The following is a 16,170-nucleotide window of genomic DNA, read 5'->3' as shown; positions in this document are numbered from 1 at the left end:
TACCCACGTGTTACTCACCCGTCCGCCGCTAACATCAGGGAGCAAGCTCCCATCTGTCCGCTCGACTTGCATGTATTAGGCACGCCGCCAGCGTTCGTCCTGAGCCAGGATCAAACTCTCCGATAAATGGATCACAGGTTAAGTTCACCGCATCCTGCGGCGACACCTGTGTGACCTGCATCGTGCAGGCCCTAGTTTGACTGACTACGCACATTGCTGTGCGATTTATTTAAAAATAATTAACAGGTACGTTTTGTCTTGTTTAGTTTTCAAAGATCATTCTGTTACTCACTTCTCAATGAAGCAGCTTTACTAATATAACATTCGGCTTCTTTTTTGTCAACAACTTTTTTCAAATTGTTTTGAAGCTTCTTGTTTTGTCTGCTGTTCATCAGCGACGTTTAATAATATAACACCTGTATTCATTTATAGCAATAGTTTTTTTAAAAAAATCTATAAAACAAATAAACTATAATCTTTGTCATGGTATCTGTCGCGTATTTATCATATAACTATTTTAAAAGAACATCTATTCAGTAATGCAATCTTGTTGTTTTTTTCTTTTTCTTGTATAGTAGAAACGAACTAAATACTGATGACCACAAGGGGAGCATTAAAGCTGAGAGTGAGCGGTTACGTTCTGACCCTTTGAACCTGTTAGTTAACGCTGGCGTAGGGATGTGGCAAAGTCAAATGAATTGCAGATTGTAAAGCAGTGCGTGGAACTTTTCTCATCCTTCCGCGTGCTGCTTTTTTGTTGTCCTTTTGGTTTGTCTATTGATGGAAGGGGATTTTTATGAATCAATCTAAGCAACTGGTTCGCCTTATTGAAATTGCAATTATGACTGCGGCTGCTGTTATTTTAGACATCGTCTCAGGAATGTTTCTCCGTATGCCTCAAGGAGGCTCGGTCTCCATCATGATGATTCCGATCTTTTTGATTTCGTTTCGGTGGGGTGTCAAAGCAGGCCTTACTACCGGTCTGCTGACAGGCCTTGTTCAAATAGCGATCGGAAACTTATTCGCACAACACCCTGTCCAGCTATTGCTAGATTACCTTATCGCGTTTGCAGCTATCGGATTAAGCGGATTTTTCGCTTCTTCTGTCCGCAAAGCCGCTGTATCCAAAACAAAAGGAAAACTGATTGTTTCAGTGGTCAGCGCAGTTTTTATCGGCAGTTTCCTCCGCTATGCCGCACATGTCATTTCAGGGGCTGTGTTTTTCGGCAGCTTCGCTCCAAAAGGAACGCCTGTATGGATTTATTCTTTAACTTATAATGCTACCTATATGGTTCCTTCATTCATCATCTGTGCAATTGTCCTTTGTTTATTGTTTATGACAGCACCGCGTTTGCTCAAAACTGACAGAGCTTAACGAGAAACCCCCAGCGCAATCCGCTGGGGGTTGTTTTTTGCTATCTGTTAAGGACTGTTTTCAAAGCAGGAAGATCCGGCCAGCCAAACCCTATTTCTTTCAGCCTTTCTCCTGCAATTTCAAAGCTGTCCTCCGCTTCTCTTTCAGGGGAATAGGACTGATAAAATGTAATTGAGGGGTTCTTCTCCATCACCCAAACAAACATGCTCGAAAAGCCATGATGAAGCAAAAACTCTGCTCCTTTTGCTAAGAGCGCTCTCCCTGCCCCTTGCCGCTGATGTTCTTCTAAAAGGTAAATAGCGTATAGCTCGCCGTCATAGCCTTTTTGTTCAGAGCGGATAGGTCCAAATGAAGCAAAGCCGAATATCGAACCTTTTTCATCCTGAGCGACAAATACACCCTTTAACGAGCGGCTTTTCCATTTGTCTTCAAATTCCTTATAATTCAGACTGTTTAAATAATCAGCCGGGACAATTCCGCGATATGTTGTCCTCCAGCTGTCCACATGCACCTTTGCAATGTCCTTTATATCTTCTACCTTTGCTTCTCGTAAGATTACCATATGCCGCTATCCTTTCCGCAGTCATTATTCTGGTTTTTGGACCGTTTTTGCTTCTTTTATTTCATTTGTTAATTCGTTAATGCTTTGTTTTACGTTTCCTTTTCCTGAAAAGTTCTCAATCATTTCTTTTACGTCAATTCCCGACGATGCTTTCAAGCTTTCTTGCAGGCTTGACATTAAGTTTGTCGCATAGCTGGTTACTTTGTTGGCGCCGCTTGATTCACCGCTTCCTCCTGTATCAACAACGGTGATTTTATCAATATTTGAAAGAGGTGCAGCAGCTTGTTTCGCGTATTCCGGAAGCATTTTTACGATCATGTCGAAGATCGCAGCCTGCCCGTACTGCTCGAAGGCAGCCGCAATTTTCTCTTTTGCTTCCGCTTCTGCCAGACCTTTTAGGCGGATAACCTCAGCTTCTGTTTCCCCTTTCGCTTTTTCAGCTTCTGCTTTTGCCAGTCCGTCAATTCTGACTTTTTCCGCCTCTGCCTTCGCCATTGCTTCTATACTGTACTTCTTGGCATCGGCTTCCGCGAGCTGTTTGGCTTTCTCGGCTGCTGCGGACTGCTCGACTGAATAACGGTCTGCATCGGCTTTTTTCTTTACCTCTGAGTCGTATTGGCGTTCACGGCGAAGAATTTCTTTTTCTTCCAGTTCTATTTGTTTTTGGCGTTCGATAATTTTAACCTGCATTTCCTGCTCTGTGACTTGCTGGCGCGCCCTGGCAGTCTCTAAATCATATGCCTGGTCAGCATTCGCTTTTGCCGTATCTTGTTCTCTGCGGTATTCAGCCATTTTGAGCTGATTGATTTTTTCAGCTTCAGCGATTTCTGTCGCCCGTTCAAGTTCTGATTTTTTTGCATCTTTGTCCGCTTCTGCCCGCTTAATCCGGGTTTCTTTATCAGCCTCTGCTGTTGCGATATCAGCATCACGCTTTACCTGGGCAATTCTCGGTTTCCCTAATGATTCAAGATAACCGTTTTTATCACGTACATCTTTAATGGTAAAGGAGACGATCACAAGCCCCATTTTCGCGAGGTCCTGTGAAGCGACACGCTGCACCTCTTGAGAAAATTTCTCCCTGTTTTTATAGATTTCTTCAACTGTCATTGAGCCGAGAATGGAACGAAGATGGCCTTCTAAAACCTCTCGCGCTTCCTGCTCACGATCTTCTTTTGATTTTCCTAAAAATTGTTCGGCCGCTGTAGCGATTTCTCCTATAGAACCGCCGATTTTAATAATCGCAGTTCCATCGGCCATTACAGGCACTCCTTGTTCTGTATAGACTTCAGGTGTCGAAACATCCAGTTTGCTTGATAATAGGCTTAGCGGCTCTGCCTGCTGGAAGACGGGAAGAACAAAGGTTCCTCCGCCGCGGACGATTTTAATACGGTTGCCGCCTTCATCGACATGAACGTTTTTATTGCCGAGATAGCTCCCCGTTACGATTAACGCTTCATCAGGCCCTGCCGTACGATACTTTGTGATAAACACGGCTATTAGTGCAATTAATAAAAAGAATACAACTCCGATGACAATTATAATCGGCATTGTCATATCACATTCCTCCTTGTTTTATATAGGTTCATGCGGAGTAACCGAAAGAACTCCGTTGTTGACATCTACAACTAAAACCGTTGTTCCGTAACTGATCTGCTGATTCTCAAAGCTGACCGCTGACTTCGAGATGGTGCCGCCTATCCCTTCAATGACCACTTCACCAAACCCGTCAACAGGAACAGCTGTAATCACTTTACCGACTCTTCCTTTTAGATCAGCTTCTTTATAAGCCAATGATTCTTCAGCGGATGATAATGGTACGAGTACAAAGATGTGAAGCAATGTCACCAGAATGATCGAAAGGATGCACGATAAAAACGCGAGCAACAGGCTGGACAGGGGCAATGTGAGCTCGCCTATATATCCGCCTGCTGAAAAACATGTGAAAAATGCGAGCACCAATGTCGGATTAAGAAGCGGAATGCCTTCTGACAGCCCTGCAAATACATCTCCGAAAAATAGAAATAACAGCGTAAGACTGCCCGCAATAATAAGCGTATAAAGATAAATTGTTTGTATAGGAACGCCCAATAACTCCAAATACCTCATCCTTTCCTCATCAATGCATTGATGAACGGCTGCCGTTACCATTTATACGAGACACAATGGAAAAGGTTTCAAAATTTTTAGATAAATGCTCCCTGTTAAGTGCTTTATAAATGATAATTGCTTATATATATGGTAATGTCATTTTAGGAGGAGATATGATGAGTATCTTTAATGAAGCCAGATTAGAAACGTGGAACGAAGTGAAAGGACTTTCTGACGAAAAGCTGAATCAAAAGCCTTCTGCTGAAGAATGGAGCATACGTGAAGTTCTTGACCATTTGAAAAAAATCGATATGGCCGCACAAAAAATGCTGAAGGAACGTGTAAAGGAAGCTCCTGTTAAAGAAGTTGAAGAAAAACCGCTTGAGACTGCACAGGACAGAAACAATAAACGGAAAGCTCCGAGTCACCTTGAGCCTGAGCATGATTTTATTTCAGGCAGTCAAATGAAACGCGAGCTTGATGTAGTGAGAGAGCAGCTGACAGCTGCAATTGCCTCTCTGAAAGAAGAAGATCTTAAGAGAGTGCTTCCGCATCCTGTCTTTCAAGAGCTGACTGTCAGACAGTGGATCGATTTTATCGGCCACCATGAAAAACGGCACCTCAGCCAGATTAAAGAAATTAAAGAAAAGGTAGAAAGGGTCTGATTTGATCAGACCCTTTCTGCTTTTCGTTTGACTTTCCGCTGATAGGAATGAACTTCTATTTCATCACCTGCATAAACAGCACCGGGTCTCTCAACAATGCAGACAATCCCTCTTATGCCCAGTGCGTGTCGGACGAAAGCAGGCGCCAGCTTCGGCTTGTCCGGATAATAAGATTGAATGACTTCGCCCGGCTGGATACACGGATCATTTTCTCCCTCACACAGCAAAGCGGCTCCGCTTGGGAAAATGATCCGGCTTCCTTCTTTTAATGATGTGAAATCATGTATGCCGCTGACTGCCACATTCGCCCCAAGCCATTCCGGCAAAATGCTCGGCACTCCCATTTTTAAAGCAATTTGATCACATTCCTCTATTGATACAATAGAAATTTGTCTGCGGTTGAAAATTTCTGTCCCTTTTGAAAACATCGGTTCTCTGGCTCCCGCTTTTTTGGTCAGGCCAAAATGCAAGTCGCCGGGGATGCCGCCATAATCAAAATCAAGCTTGTCCATTTGCTTTGTTACGAAACTTTCTGTATCTGCGATATATAAGCCTTCCGTTCTTGCAGTCATACGCTTCCACATCAGCCGGTACCTTCCTTCTTCTCTAAAATTTCCATCTATGCTTCATTATCCAAAAAAAATCCCGCTCTGTAAATGAGCGGGACATCGATTATACTGTTTTAGGTGTAAGGTTAAAGCAGCGCTTGTAGATCCAATTGTATGCTTTTTCATTTAAATCTCTAGGATTTCCGAAGGTTTGCGGATCTTTCATTGCTTCTTTTGACAAGCGTTCGATCATATCGGGTGATACTCCCTGCTCTTCTAAAGTCGGTACTTCTAAATCTTCAACAAGGTCATACATCCAATTAACAGATGCTTTCGCAGCTTCTTCTGTTGTCATATTGCTTGTATCAATACCGAACGCTTTCGCAATACGTGCAAACTTCTCAGGATAGCCCTTCCAGTTGTACTCCATGACAGGGCCCATCATCGCAGCCACACATTGACCGTGAGCGACTGGGATAATACCGCCAAGCGTTTGGCTCATCGCATGAGCCGCGCCCGCTGATTCACTGCCGTAAGAAAGACCTGCAAGCATCGCAGCCTGCGCCATTCCGTATCTTGCTTCCAGATCCTCTCCGTCAGCAAATGCTCTTCTAATGTAATGAGCGGCATATTCAATCGCCATCAAGGCAACTGCATCCGTAATTGGCTGCGCAAATTTCATAGTATAGCACTCAATGGCATGAGCAAGCGCATCAATTCCCGTCATGGCTGTTACATGCGGAGGCATTGAAATATGAAGCTCAGGATCAATGATGGTCAGGTGCGCTGCGATCAGCGGACCGCCCGTGTTGAATTTGAATTCTCTTTCTTCATCTGTGATAACCGCCCACTGGGTTACTTCTGATCCTGTTCCGGCCGTTGTCGGAATTGTCGTCAGCGGAGGAATGCGGTTTTCCAGCGGTTTTTTTCCATCTGCCGCTTCATAATCAAGCACGCTTCCTTCGTGAGTTGCTTCTACTCCGATTGCTTTCGCTGTATCCATGGAGCTTCCGCCTCCAACTGCCACTAAACCATTACAGTTCTCTTTTTTGTATAGCTCAGATCCTTCATTCACCAGACGGACAGGCGGGTTTGGCTCTACTTTATTAAAGAGCACCACTTCAATGCCTGCTTCTTTAAGTGATTCGATAACAGGATCAGCGACGCCGGCTTTATAAATCCCAGGGTCTGTGACAAGAAGTGCTTTTGAAACACCCAGCGCAGCTACTTCTTCACCCGTATGCTTGACGGCTCCGATTCCGTGCTTAATCACAGTCGGAATTTCAAATGTGTGGAATTTTTGCATGCTTTCTACTTTCATATTTAATGTCATCATCAATCTCCCCCTCTTATGAATTGAACCAATTAACCGCTGCTGGTTTTGTATTGCGATACACATGTTTGACTTCTGTGTATTCTTCAAGGCCCATTTTTCCAAGCTCGCGTCCGAACCCGGATTGCTTATAGCCGCCCCATGGCGCCTGCGCAAAATACGGATGGAAATCGTTAATCCAAACGGTTCCCATTCTCAAGCGGGCTGCTACGCGTTCACACTTTTCAATATCTTTTGACCATACCGCTCCGGCCAAGCCATAGATGGTATCATTTGCAAGCGCGATTACCTCTTCTTCCGAGCTGAAGGTTTCGACCGTCAATACAGGACCGAAAACCTCTTCCTGAACGATTCTCATGCCAGACTTGCAGTTAGAGAAAATAGTAGGTTCATAGAAAAACCCGTTTTGCAGCGCAGGATCTTCCGGGCGCTTGCCGCCTGTCTCCAGCTTTGCGCCTTCTTGTATTCCGATCTCTACATATTTTTCTACCTTTGCCCTGTGCTCTGCAGAAATAAGCGGGCCGCTTTCTGTCTCTGCGTGAAAACCGTTGCCGAGTTTTATGCGCTTTGCCCGTTTGACAAGCTCTGCTAAAAACTGATCGTGAATGGCATCTTCAACAAGCAAGCGGGAACCGGCAGAGCACACTTGGCCGGCGTGGAAAAATACAGCGTTTAATGCCTGATCAACCGCAACCTCTAAATCCGCGTCCTTGAAAACGATATTTGGATTTTTCCCGCCCAATTCAAGCGCGATTTTTTTGACATTTCCGCTTGCCGCCTGCATGATTTTTTTGCCTGTTTCGATTCCACCCGTAAACGAAATCAAATCGACGTCTTTGTTAGCGGCAAGCTCGTCGCCCACTGTGGCTCCCGGTCCAAGGACAAGATTCGCGACCCCTTTTGGAACACCGGCTTCTTCCATTAGCTTAAAGACTTTGATTGTCGTCAGCGGCGTGATCTCACTCGGCTTCATGACGATCGTATTTCCTGCAGCCAGTGCAGGCGCGATTTTCCAGCTCGCTTGCAGGAGCGGATAATTCCACGGAGTGATCTGGCCGCATACCCCGATTGGCTCTCTGATGATTTTGCTTTCCGAATCAGGGATCGGAGATGAAATGATCTCTCCGCCATCTTTGTCTGCCAATCCGGCGTAGTATTGAAAAACATTGGCGATATCGTCCATATCGGCCTTACTTTCTTCGAGTGTTTTTCCCGTATCAAGAGATTCAAGCTCAGCCAGTTCATCAAGATCGCGTCTGATTAATTCCGCAATTTTCAGAACAATATTCCCGCGTTCAAGCCCAGATAGAGATGGCCATTCTCCTTTGTCAAATGCTCTTCGCGCGGCTGCGATTGCCTTGATGGCGTCCTCTCGCCCTCCCTCGCTTACGGTTGCAATTTCTTCTTGATTAAATGGATTGATAATGCTTCGGATCTGCTCTTTTTCGGCACTGATCCATTCTCCGTCAATGTATAATGTTTGACTCATATAAGCCTCCTTGACGTAAATAAAGTTTGTTAAATAAAAATTTAATGTTTTTAACAACCTTAATCTAACACATGGTTTTTAAACTGTCAAAGCCCCATCTTGATTTTTCATTTTGACTTTTCTTTATGTTTCGTTAAGATAAAGAACATAAAGAAATAACTTAACGAATTTAATTTTCTAAAGGAAAAGAGGGTCAGTATGGATGAAAATCCAGAGTTTGCAACTATAGAACAGGCACGGGATCTTGTTATCGACTCCATTGCTGAAACGATGGATCTTTACGGAATTACCCGCAGTGTCGGGATCTTATATGGGACGATGTATATGAGGGATGAGATGACGCTTGACGAAATGCGTGAGGAATTGCAAATGAGCAAGCCAAGCATGAGCACAGGTGTCAAAAAGCTTCAGGACTTAAATGTAGTGAAAAAAACATTTCACCGGGGCATCCGTAAGCATACATTTGTGGCTGAAAAAGATTTCTTTAAATTTTTCACTAATTTCTTTCCGCCAAAATGGGAGCGGGAAGTTCAAGTGAATGTCGCAGCGATTGAGGAAGCTCAGGCTGATTTACAAGAGGTTTTAAGCAAGGAAGGTCTCAGTGAGGACATAAAAAATGAAGCGCTCCAGTTATACGAGCAGCTGGAAAGCTCTAAAGCCTACTATGACTGGCTGAAACGTCTTGCTGAATCGGTGCAGAGCGGGGAAATTTTTAAGTTTATACCGATCGAAACAAAGTAAAACAGAAAACGCCTGGGAAACCGGGCGTTTTTTTGTTCGTTTATATGTAATTACTACAAATTTGAAAAATACGGGAAAAACACCCCATTTACTTCCAAAATATTTGATGGTAATTTTATGTAGGTAAAATTTGTATTTGGCCATTCAGAGGAGGTGAAAAGCGGGCAGGCCTGTATATTTTATAACTTTTTAGGGGGAACTTTATTATGAAACGCAAATTATTATCTTCTTTGGCAATCAGTGCATTAAGTCTCGGCTTACTCGTTTCTGCACCTACAGCTTCTTTCGCGGCTGAATCTAAATCAACTTCCGCTCATACCGAGTCTACTATGAGAACACAGTCATCAGCTTCATTGTTTGCAACAATCACAGGGGCCAGCAAAACTGAATGGTCTTTCTCTGATATCGAATTGACGTATCGTCCAAACACGCTTCTCAGCCTTGGCGTTATGGAATTTACATTGCCAAGCGGATTTACTGCAAATACGAAAGACACGTTGAACGGAAATGCTTTGCGTACAACACAGATCCTCAACAACGGGAAAACAGTAAGAATTCCTCTGGCACTTGATTTGTTAGGAGCTGGCGAATTTAAATTAAAACTGAATAACAAAACACTTCCTGCCGCTGGTACATATACTTTCCGTGCGGAGAATAAATCGTTGAGCATCGGAAATAAATTTTACGCAGAAGCCAGCATTGACGTGGCTAAGCGCAGCACTCCTCCGACTCAGCCATGCGGCTGCAACTAATCTAAAAGACCGGTTCACGCCGGTCTTTTTTGCGTTTTCACCTCCCCTTTTTTCTCTATTTCCAGTTATCTTTTTTCTTGTTTAAAATTTAAATTGACAAACACTAGAAACAGGAGTAAATTCTTGAGTGTTCAATTTCATACAAACTCTTTTACCGCTTAATCAAACACGAACGGGGGAACCAACGATTGGCTGTTTTATTAACAGCCTTGGGGTGAATCTTACTAAGTAAGAGGGGGTACTCTGAATCCCTAATCCGACAGCTAACCTCGTAGGCGTATACAGAGAGGAGGTCTATTTTCGGCCATTCTTTGCAATGGCCTTTTTTGCTTCAAAAACGTTAATTTACTAAGGGAGATATGAACATTGGGAAGAATTAAAAATAAGCAATTTGCCGTGATCGGGCTGGGCCGTTTTGGCGGCAGCATTTGCAAAGAGCTGCATAGAATGGGCCACGAGGTCCTTGCGATTGATATCAACGAAGAAAAGGTAAATGCATACGCTTCTTACGCAACTCATGCAGTGATTGCCAACGCCACCGAAGAGAACGAATTGCTTTCATTGGGAATACGTAATTTTGAATATGTGATTGTTGCCATCGGAGCGAATATTCAAGCGAGTACGCTGACTACCTTATTATTAAAGGAGTTTGACATCCCGAACATTTGGGTAAAGGCGCAAAACTATTATCATCATAAGGTGCTTGAAAAAATCGGCGCTGACCGCATTATTCATCCTGAAAAGGATATGGGCGTCAAAATCGCACAAAGCCTTTCTGATGAAAACGTTTTGAATTACATTGATTTATCTGATGATTACAGTATTGTCGAGCTGCTGGCAACACGCAAGCTTGATTCAAAATCGATTATTGATCTGAATGTAAGAGCGAAGTACGGCTGCACGATCCTGGCTATTAAACATCATGGAGGTATTCGTCTTTCTCCCGCACCTGAAGACATCATTCACGAACAGGATTGCCTGGTAATCATGGGGCACAAAAAGGATATTAAACGTTTTGAAAACGAAGGGATGTAGACAAAGGTGACAATTCAAAAGGATAAAGTGATCAAATGGGTTCGGTTTACACCGCCTCAAGTGCTTGCAATCGGTTTTTTCCTTATCATTATCATCGGTTCTGGGCTGTTAATGCTTCCGATTTCTACAACGAAGCCATTGTCATGGATAGACGCCCTTTTTACTGCGGCTTCCGCTACAACCGTTACAGGGCTTCCAGTTGTCGACACCGGCACTCAATTTACACTTTTCGGGCAAACGGTCATCATGGGGCTGATTCAGATCGGCGGGCTTGGATTTATGACATTTGCCGTTTTGATCGTCATGATATTAGGAAAAAAAATCGGATTAAAAGAACGAATGCTTGTCCAGGAAGCCTTAAACCAGCCGACAATCGGCGGCGTCATAGGCCTTGTCAAAGTCCTGTTTCTGTTTTCGATTAGTATTGAATTGATAGCAGCACTCATTTTATCCATCCGGCTTGTGCCTCAGTATGGCTTGGCATCCGGCTTGTTTGCCAGTCTGTTTCACTCGATATCTGCTTTTAACAATGCCGGGTTTTCGTTGTGGCCGGATAATTTGATGAGCTACGTTGGCGATCCTACAGTGAACCTTGTGATTACTTTCTTATTTATTACAGGAGGGATCGGATTTACAGTTCTGTTTGACGTTATGAAACATCGGCGCTTTAAAGCCTTTTCTTTACATACGAAGCTCATGCTGACAGGAACGCTGATTCTGAATGCGATTGCTATGCTTGTGATCTTTATTTTAGAGTACAGCAACCCTGGCACGCTTGGCCACCTGCATGTAGGGGATAAACTGTGGGCTTCCTATTTTCAGGCAGTGACGCCGAGAACCGCAGGCTTCAATTCCCTCGATTTCGGAAGCATGAGAGAAGGAACAATTGTATTTACTTTATTATTGATGTTTATCGGAGCAGGAAGCGCCTCAACGGCGAGCGGCATTAAGCTGACTACGTTCATCGTGATTTTAACGTCTGTTATCGCTTATTTGCGAGGTAAAAAAGAAACGGTTATTTTCAGCCGTTCCATCAAATATCCGATTATCATTAAGGCTTTAGCTGTGAGCGTCACCAGTCTGTTCATCGTGTTTTTAGGAATTTCCGCCCTGACGATCACAGAACAAGCGCCCTTTATTCAAATTGTATTTGAAACCTTTTCCGCATTCGGAACTGTCGGTCTATCAATGGGATTGACTCCTGAACTCACAGCAGCAGGAAAATGTATTATTATTGTCATCATGTTCATCGGAAGAATTGGTCCTTTGACGTTCGTCTTTTCATTCGCGAGAACAGAGAAATCAAATATTCGTTACCCTGACGGCGAGGTATTTACGGGATGATAACAAAAAATCCGGCGATTTAGGCGCCGGATTTTTTTATGATTCGATATGAGATTGATTTTGTCTTTTTTCCTGCTCCGCAATGATTTCGTTATCTTCTGCGTTATCACGGGTCACTTTTTGTGTAAGAATCGCACCGACCGCTACAAGTATCATAACAGCAATGTAGTAGCCTTTTTCATTGAGTTCCAGGTTATCAGCATTATAGAGTCCGACACTAAACAAAAATACTCCCGCAAAAAAAGTGAAATAAGCTAATACTGTAAAAGCAACCGTGTTTCTCCGTCTATATTTCTGCACCTTTGTTCCCTCCTGAAAGCATAGTCAATAAGTGATAACTTCCGTGGAATATTATACCTCAAATTCCCCGGAATGGAACAAAGAATTAAAAATACCAGTAAAAAGGTCTCAGGTTGCTTCCTTTATTTCAACAGCTGAATCATCAATCCAGCCGATGAGTTTATCATTGATTTGAAATTGGTACCATACGGACTGGCCTTTCTGCTTTTTAGATACAACCTTTATGTCCTTGCCGACGTAAGATTGGGCAGATGTCAGTTTAATGGACCGATCATCAGTAGAAGGCTTGGACCATACGTCTTGAACGGCACTGTCTTTGATAGAACCGTATAAATCCACTGATTTCAGGGATGGATTTACCTCATCGTACTCATCTAAATCGTATTTTTCTACAATAGCGCTGATTTTGTCAGCGTAGTCAGGGTCTGTAGCATATCCTGCTGTTTGCAAGGCAGTTGCCGCTTCCTTATAATCCTCAGCCTCAAGCACCGGTTTATACTTCTTTTTATTCCACGATGTGCCGCGGACAAACAACTGGGCGTGGTCATTCATAGATTCAAAAAACGTGCTGTATTTTCGAAACTTCGCGCGAATGGTTTTTCTTTTCCCTTTTTCAAATTCGTCCGTTTCCATCGTGACGTGATGGCCTTTATAATTTCCTTTTACGCCAAAAAGGTTGTTGGCCTGAGCAGCAAGCTCGCTGTTCCCCCAGTCAGATTCGAGAATGGCCTGAGCGATCGTGATGCTGGGGAGGACATGATATTTCTCATACAAAATTTGTGCATGTCCGGACAGGCTGTCAATAAATACTTGCTGTTCATCAATTTCTTCAGGTTCTTTGGATGTTTCAATCGGTTTTGATAAAGTTGTCGCTAATACAAACAGGGCTAGCGGAATCGATACAATGAAAAATAGTGAAATGAAGAGTCTACGTTTTTTCAGTTTTTTACGGGCCATGAAAACCTTCCTTCAAGTTAAAAGATTACGAATGTAAAAGAATCTACTTTTAGAATTTTACTTGCACTTCTAATATTTTTCAATTCTTTAGGGATAAAGTTGTGAAAGGATTGCAAACAAAAAACCTTTTCCCTCAAGGAAAAGGTTTTGATCATATATCAAAATTCTGTTTAAACTTTCTGAGTGCATTACGATATTCTGTATCATGTATCACTTTATGTGATTTGACAGCAGCCTTTGACAGTCCATGTGCTGAAACGGCCGGTTTCGCTTTATCATGCGGTTTATGAGCCAGCTTGTGCCCCATACCTGTGGCGTTCATACAGAATGATAAACAAACGAGCAGCACGCTCAGGACAAAAGAAATGAAAAAGAGATCATGATAAGCAGTCATCATAGAATCCTGCATCGAACCGCTTTGTCTGGCAGCATCTTTTTTCGTAAAGATGCCGATGAGGATTGGAACTCCCATATAGACAAACAATCTTAAAAACTGAACAGCTGTCATTCTCTTGACCAAATCAGGCAGCGGGCCGCCCATAGCAGCTCCCATCAGCCCAGCGGCAACTGTCAGCCCTGTTCCAGCCGCAAGCATAATAAACAGCACTGCGAATATAGAGAGTGACGATTGATCCTGCATATGCAGCCATTGAAAATTCACAAACACGAGAATGAGGCCGCCGATAATACCGAGCATCCCTGGCCCGACTCTATCATAAAACAGTGCGCTCAAAATGGCCGCGATCGCCACTCCGATTAAAAGAGTCAAGTTTAAAAGAATGAGATGCTCCTGAGAAATATCATACATTTGACGGAGTAAGCCTTGAAAAGCAGCAAGGCTGACAGCTACCGTTATCGTCCCTGCAGCTATGATAAATAAGCCGAGCACCGGTTTTGGCAGCAGCATCAGTTTAATAGAAATAAAGGGGTTCTTCACTTTATATTCCACAATCAATAGAACAAGGAGCAAACATAACGTAATCCCGAAACCCGTCCATACATAACCTGATGAAAGCCCCCATTTTTGCAGAAAAATGAAAGTAACCGCTGAGGCTGCGGCAAGGCAAACAGATAAAAGGATTCCCGCACCATCTAGCGGCTGTTCTTGTTCTGCCGCCCCATGATGCTCATCATGAAGAAAGAAATAGCTCACCGCGACACCGATCAGTGACAGTGCGCCAAAGATAAAAAACAGCCATCTCCAGTGGCCGTAGCTTGTTGCAATTGTTCCTAGGATCGTACCGATGATAACAGAGCCATAAAATCCCCCGATCAGCACCAGCAGTGCATAATTCCTGCGGTCAATCGGAAATGACAGAACAAGCATAGGGATCATAATCATCAGCATGACGCCTGTAGCCGCTCCCTGTAAAAAGCGCCCTGCCGCCATCCATGCAATATCGCTCGAAAATGCGAAGAGCAGTGAGCCAAGTATAAAAACAGGTAATGAAGCCAAATAGATCGGACGGGCACCGAATTTTTTCCTCAGCAGCGGTCCTGCCGGCACTAATAAAGCAAAGGCCATATTGCCGATCAATATTGGATTTACTGATGTAAAGTCACTTGTTCCAACCGTCTTCTGAACAAGGCCTTGAACTGACGACAACGCCGTGTTAGACATCAATCCCGGCCCGACCGCTAAAACGGCAAGCAAAGAAATCACCCAATAGTGTTTTGCTGTCTTCATGTTGTCATTCCTTCCTATATGAATACATACGAAACACATCTTTTTTTGAAAACAAAAGAAGCTAATAGATTTTGCATGCCATTAGCTTTCATTCTAATTCTCTCCCCATCAGGGGACATGATATTATTTTATGATAATATGTGAATAAATGAGCATATACTCAAACATTATTCCAAACCGATGGTGTTTTGTCAATGGCGCAAATTTCAAGCACAAAACACGAACAGCTTTGCCCGGAGCCATAGGGCTCGAACTCCACTTCGTGAGCTTCCATAACCGAGTCAATCAAAGTAAGCCATTTTAAAAGTGCATCGGAAAAATCTTTCGCCTTCTTCTTAGGTAACGGCGGCGCTTTTCCGTTCACTTTTTTATTAAAATTCGAATTAATAAACATGAATAAGTTGTTGGCCGCACATTTTTTTGTGTTCACTAGGCGTTTGCCGCCTCTAAATTGTATATAGGTAAATATCATGAATTAATCTGCGAAATACCTATGCTAGTCAATAAATGACCCGGGAGGCAAAAACGTATGGAACTGTATGAGTGTATCCAAAACATTTTTAGCGGCTTGAAAAATCCATCGGTTAAAGATTTGAAAACTTCTTTAAAACAAATTCCACACGCATCAACATTGAGTCAACCGTATATTAAGGAACCAGACCAGTACGCTTACGGCCGAAATGCAATCTTTAGAAACAACGAATTGGAAGTTATCGTTATTAACATTCCGCCACACAAGGAGACAGCAGTACATGATCATGGTCAATCCATTGGTTGCGCAATGGTGTTAGAAGGAAAACTTCTCAATTCTATTTATCGCTCAACCGGCGATCACGCAGAACTCTCCAATTCATACTTTGTCCACAAAGGAGAATGTCTTATTTCAACTAAAGGTTTAATTCACAAAATGTCCAATCCTGCTTCCGAACGAATGGTGTCTCTTCATGTTTACTCCCCCCCTTTGGAAGACATGACGGTCTTTGAGGAACAAAGTGGTGTATTGGAAAGTTCATGATTTACAGGTGAACTGCTCTACTTTGACTTAGGATCAACAGAAGGGGGCAGCGAATGATCCTTTTATTAAAAACAAAAAAACCCTTATAGAATAAGGGTTTAAAGGTATGGAGCCAAGGGGGCTCGAACCCCTGACCTCTACGCTGCCAGCGTAGCGCTCTCCCAGCTGAGCTATGGCCCCGTATGTAACGTCATGTTTATTATAGATGATTTTTTGTTGAAAAACAAGCTGTTTCCTCTTGAATGAACAGAAAAAATAAGGCTCCAAAAGAGCCTTATT

17 protein-coding genes, 1 tRNA gene, 1 rRNA gene and 2 riboswitches are annotated in these 16,170 nt (G+C 43.2%); of the genes, 7 read left to right on the top strand and 12 right to left on the bottom strand.

Annotated elements, in window-relative coordinates:
- Positions 1-126: ribosomal RNA gene (locus tag KHQ79_RS08770) — 16S ribosomal RNA — on the bottom strand; the annotation flags it as partial.
- A 468-nt stretch (positions 127-594) separates the two neighbouring features.
- Positions 595-696: riboswitch (TPP riboswitch) on the top strand.
- 100 nt (positions 697-796) lie between these two features.
- On the opposite strand from KHQ79_RS08770, the gene thiT reads away from it, so the two are divergent.
- A complete protein-coding gene (thiT, locus tag KHQ79_RS08765; protein WP_100276307.1) occupies positions 797-1,375 on the top strand; it encodes an energy-coupled thiamine transporter ThiT in 579 nt (192 codons plus the stop codon).
- Positions 1,376-1,415: 40 nt separating this feature from the next.
- On the opposite strand, the gene KHQ79_RS08760 is transcribed toward thiT, so the two are convergent.
- Genes KHQ79_RS08760 through KHQ79_RS08750 form a run of 3 tightly spaced genes read right to left on the bottom strand, consistent with a single transcriptional unit; the run spans position 1,416 to position 4,034 of the window.
- A complete protein-coding gene (locus KHQ79_RS08760; protein ID WP_133486266.1) occupies positions 1,416-1,937 on the bottom strand; it encodes a GNAT family N-acetyltransferase in 522 nt (173 codons plus the stop codon).
- Positions 1,938-1,961: 24 nt separating this feature from the next.
- Complete coding sequence (gene floT / locus KHQ79_RS08755) at positions 1,962-3,491, bottom strand: flotillin lipid rafts scaffold protein FloT (RefSeq protein WP_003242269.1); 1,530 nt, start codon at positions 3,489-3,491, stop codon at positions 1,962-1,964.
- An 18-nt stretch (positions 3,492-3,509) separates the two neighbouring features.
- Positions 3,510-4,034 carry an NfeD family protein gene (locus tag KHQ79_RS08750; RefSeq protein ID WP_032732388.1) on the bottom strand — a complete coding sequence of 175 codons (525 nt, stop codon included), beginning with the start codon at positions 4,032-4,034 and terminating at the stop codon, positions 3,510-3,512.
- A 167-nt stretch (positions 4,035-4,201) separates the two neighbouring features.
- Here KHQ79_RS08750 and KHQ79_RS08745 point away from each other — a divergent pair, with 167 nt between their 5' ends.
- The gene (locus tag KHQ79_RS08745; protein WP_032732387.1) at positions 4,202-4,690 is read left to right on the top strand and encodes a DinB family protein; all 489 of its coding nucleotides are present in this window, start codon (positions 4,202-4,204) and stop codon (positions 4,688-4,690) included.
- A 5-nt stretch (positions 4,691-4,695) separates the two neighbouring features.
- Here KHQ79_RS08745 and KHQ79_RS08740 read toward each other — a convergent pair whose 3' ends face one another.
- The 3 genes from KHQ79_RS08740 to betB all read right to left on the bottom strand — a co-directional run bounded on the left by KHQ79_RS08740 (position 4,696) and on the right by betB (position 8,060).
- Positions 4,696-5,274 (bottom strand): MOSC domain-containing protein, encoded by a 579-nt coding sequence (locus tag KHQ79_RS08740; protein WP_225514844.1) that lies wholly within the window; start codon positions 5,272-5,274, stop codon positions 4,696-4,698.
- Between the two features lie 88 nt (positions 5,275-5,362).
- Positions 5,363-6,571: a choline dehydrogenase gene (gene gbsB, locus KHQ79_RS08735; RefSeq protein ID WP_032732389.1), complete on the bottom strand. Its 1,209-nt coding sequence runs from the start codon at positions 6,569-6,571 to the stop codon at positions 5,363-5,365.
- Positions 6,572-6,587: 16 nt separating this feature from the next.
- Positions 6,588-8,060: a betaine-aldehyde dehydrogenase gene (gene betB / locus KHQ79_RS08730; protein WP_060399357.1), complete on the bottom strand. Its 1,473-nt coding sequence runs from the start codon at positions 8,058-8,060 to the stop codon at positions 6,588-6,590.
- A 198-nt stretch (positions 8,061-8,258) separates the two neighbouring features.
- Between betB and gbsR the strand changes: the two genes are divergently transcribed.
- The 4 genes from gbsR (at position 8,259) to ktrB (ending at position 11,932) form a co-directional block, all read left to right on the top strand.
- Positions 8,259-8,801 (top strand): transcriptional regulator GbsR, encoded by a 543-nt coding sequence (gene gbsR, locus KHQ79_RS08725; RefSeq protein WP_003242257.1) that lies wholly within the window; start codon positions 8,259-8,261, stop codon positions 8,799-8,801.
- Between the two features lie 206 nt (positions 8,802-9,007).
- A complete protein-coding gene (bslA, locus tag KHQ79_RS08720; RefSeq protein ID WP_225514842.1) occupies positions 9,008-9,553 on the top strand; it encodes a biofilm surface layer hydrophobin BslA in 546 nt (181 codons plus the stop codon).
- Between the two features lie 145 nt (positions 9,554-9,698).
- Positions 9,699-9,847, top strand: a riboswitch (cyclic di-AMP (ydaO/yuaA leader).
- Positions 9,848-9,919: 72 nt separating this feature from the next.
- On the top strand, positions 9,920-10,588 hold the full coding sequence (ktrA, locus tag KHQ79_RS08715) for a potassium uptake protein KtrA (protein ID WP_225514840.1): 669 nt from the start codon (positions 9,920-9,922) through the stop codon (positions 10,586-10,588).
- A gap of 6 nt (positions 10,589-10,594) precedes the next feature.
- The gene (gene ktrB, locus KHQ79_RS08710; protein WP_225514838.1) at positions 10,595-11,932 is read left to right on the top strand and encodes a Ktr system potassium transporter KtrB; all 1,338 of its coding nucleotides are present in this window, start codon (positions 10,595-10,597) and stop codon (positions 11,930-11,932) included.
- Positions 11,933-11,968: 36 nt separating this feature from the next.
- Here ktrB and KHQ79_RS08705 read toward each other — a convergent pair whose 3' ends face one another.
- The 4 genes from KHQ79_RS08705 to KHQ79_RS08690 all read right to left on the bottom strand — a co-directional run bounded on the left by KHQ79_RS08705 (position 11,969) and on the right by KHQ79_RS08690 (position 15,306).
- Complete coding sequence (locus tag KHQ79_RS08705; protein ID WP_003242249.1) at positions 11,969-12,232, bottom strand: YiaA/YiaB family inner membrane protein; 264 nt, start codon at positions 12,230-12,232, stop codon at positions 11,969-11,971.
- Between the two features lie 108 nt (positions 12,233-12,340).
- Positions 12,341-13,189: an exo-glucosaminidase LytG gene (gene lytG / locus KHQ79_RS08700; RefSeq protein WP_003242246.1), complete on the bottom strand. Its 849-nt coding sequence runs from the start codon at positions 13,187-13,189 to the stop codon at positions 12,341-12,343.
- Between the two features lie 151 nt (positions 13,190-13,340).
- Positions 13,341-14,876 carry an MFS transporter gene (locus KHQ79_RS08695; protein WP_225514836.1) on the bottom strand — a complete coding sequence of 512 codons (1,536 nt, stop codon included), beginning with the start codon at positions 14,874-14,876 and terminating at the stop codon, positions 13,341-13,343.
- Between the two features lie 160 nt (positions 14,877-15,036).
- Entirely contained in the window at positions 15,037-15,306 is a 270-nt protein-coding gene (locus KHQ79_RS08690) for a hypothetical protein (RefSeq protein WP_225514835.1), read from the bottom strand.
- Between the two features lie 99 nt (positions 15,307-15,405).
- Here KHQ79_RS08690 and KHQ79_RS08685 point away from each other — a divergent pair, with 99 nt between their 5' ends.
- Positions 15,406-15,891 (top strand): cysteine dioxygenase, encoded by a 486-nt coding sequence (locus KHQ79_RS08685; protein WP_225514833.1) that lies wholly within the window; start codon positions 15,406-15,408, stop codon positions 15,889-15,891.
- Between the two features lie 107 nt (positions 15,892-15,998).
- Here the strand turns inward: KHQ79_RS08685 and KHQ79_RS08680 are convergent.
- A tRNA-Ala gene (locus KHQ79_RS08680) sits at positions 15,999-16,071 on the bottom strand.
- Positions 16,072-16,170 lie beyond the last annotated feature (99 nt).

It is taken from the genome of Bacillus sp. TSO22 (assembly GCF_020223595.1).
GTDB classification, from domain to species: Bacteria; Bacillota; Bacilli; order Bacillales; family Bacillaceae; genus Bacillus; species Bacillus inaquosorum.
This window is presented reverse-complemented; position numbering and strand designations above follow the sequence as displayed.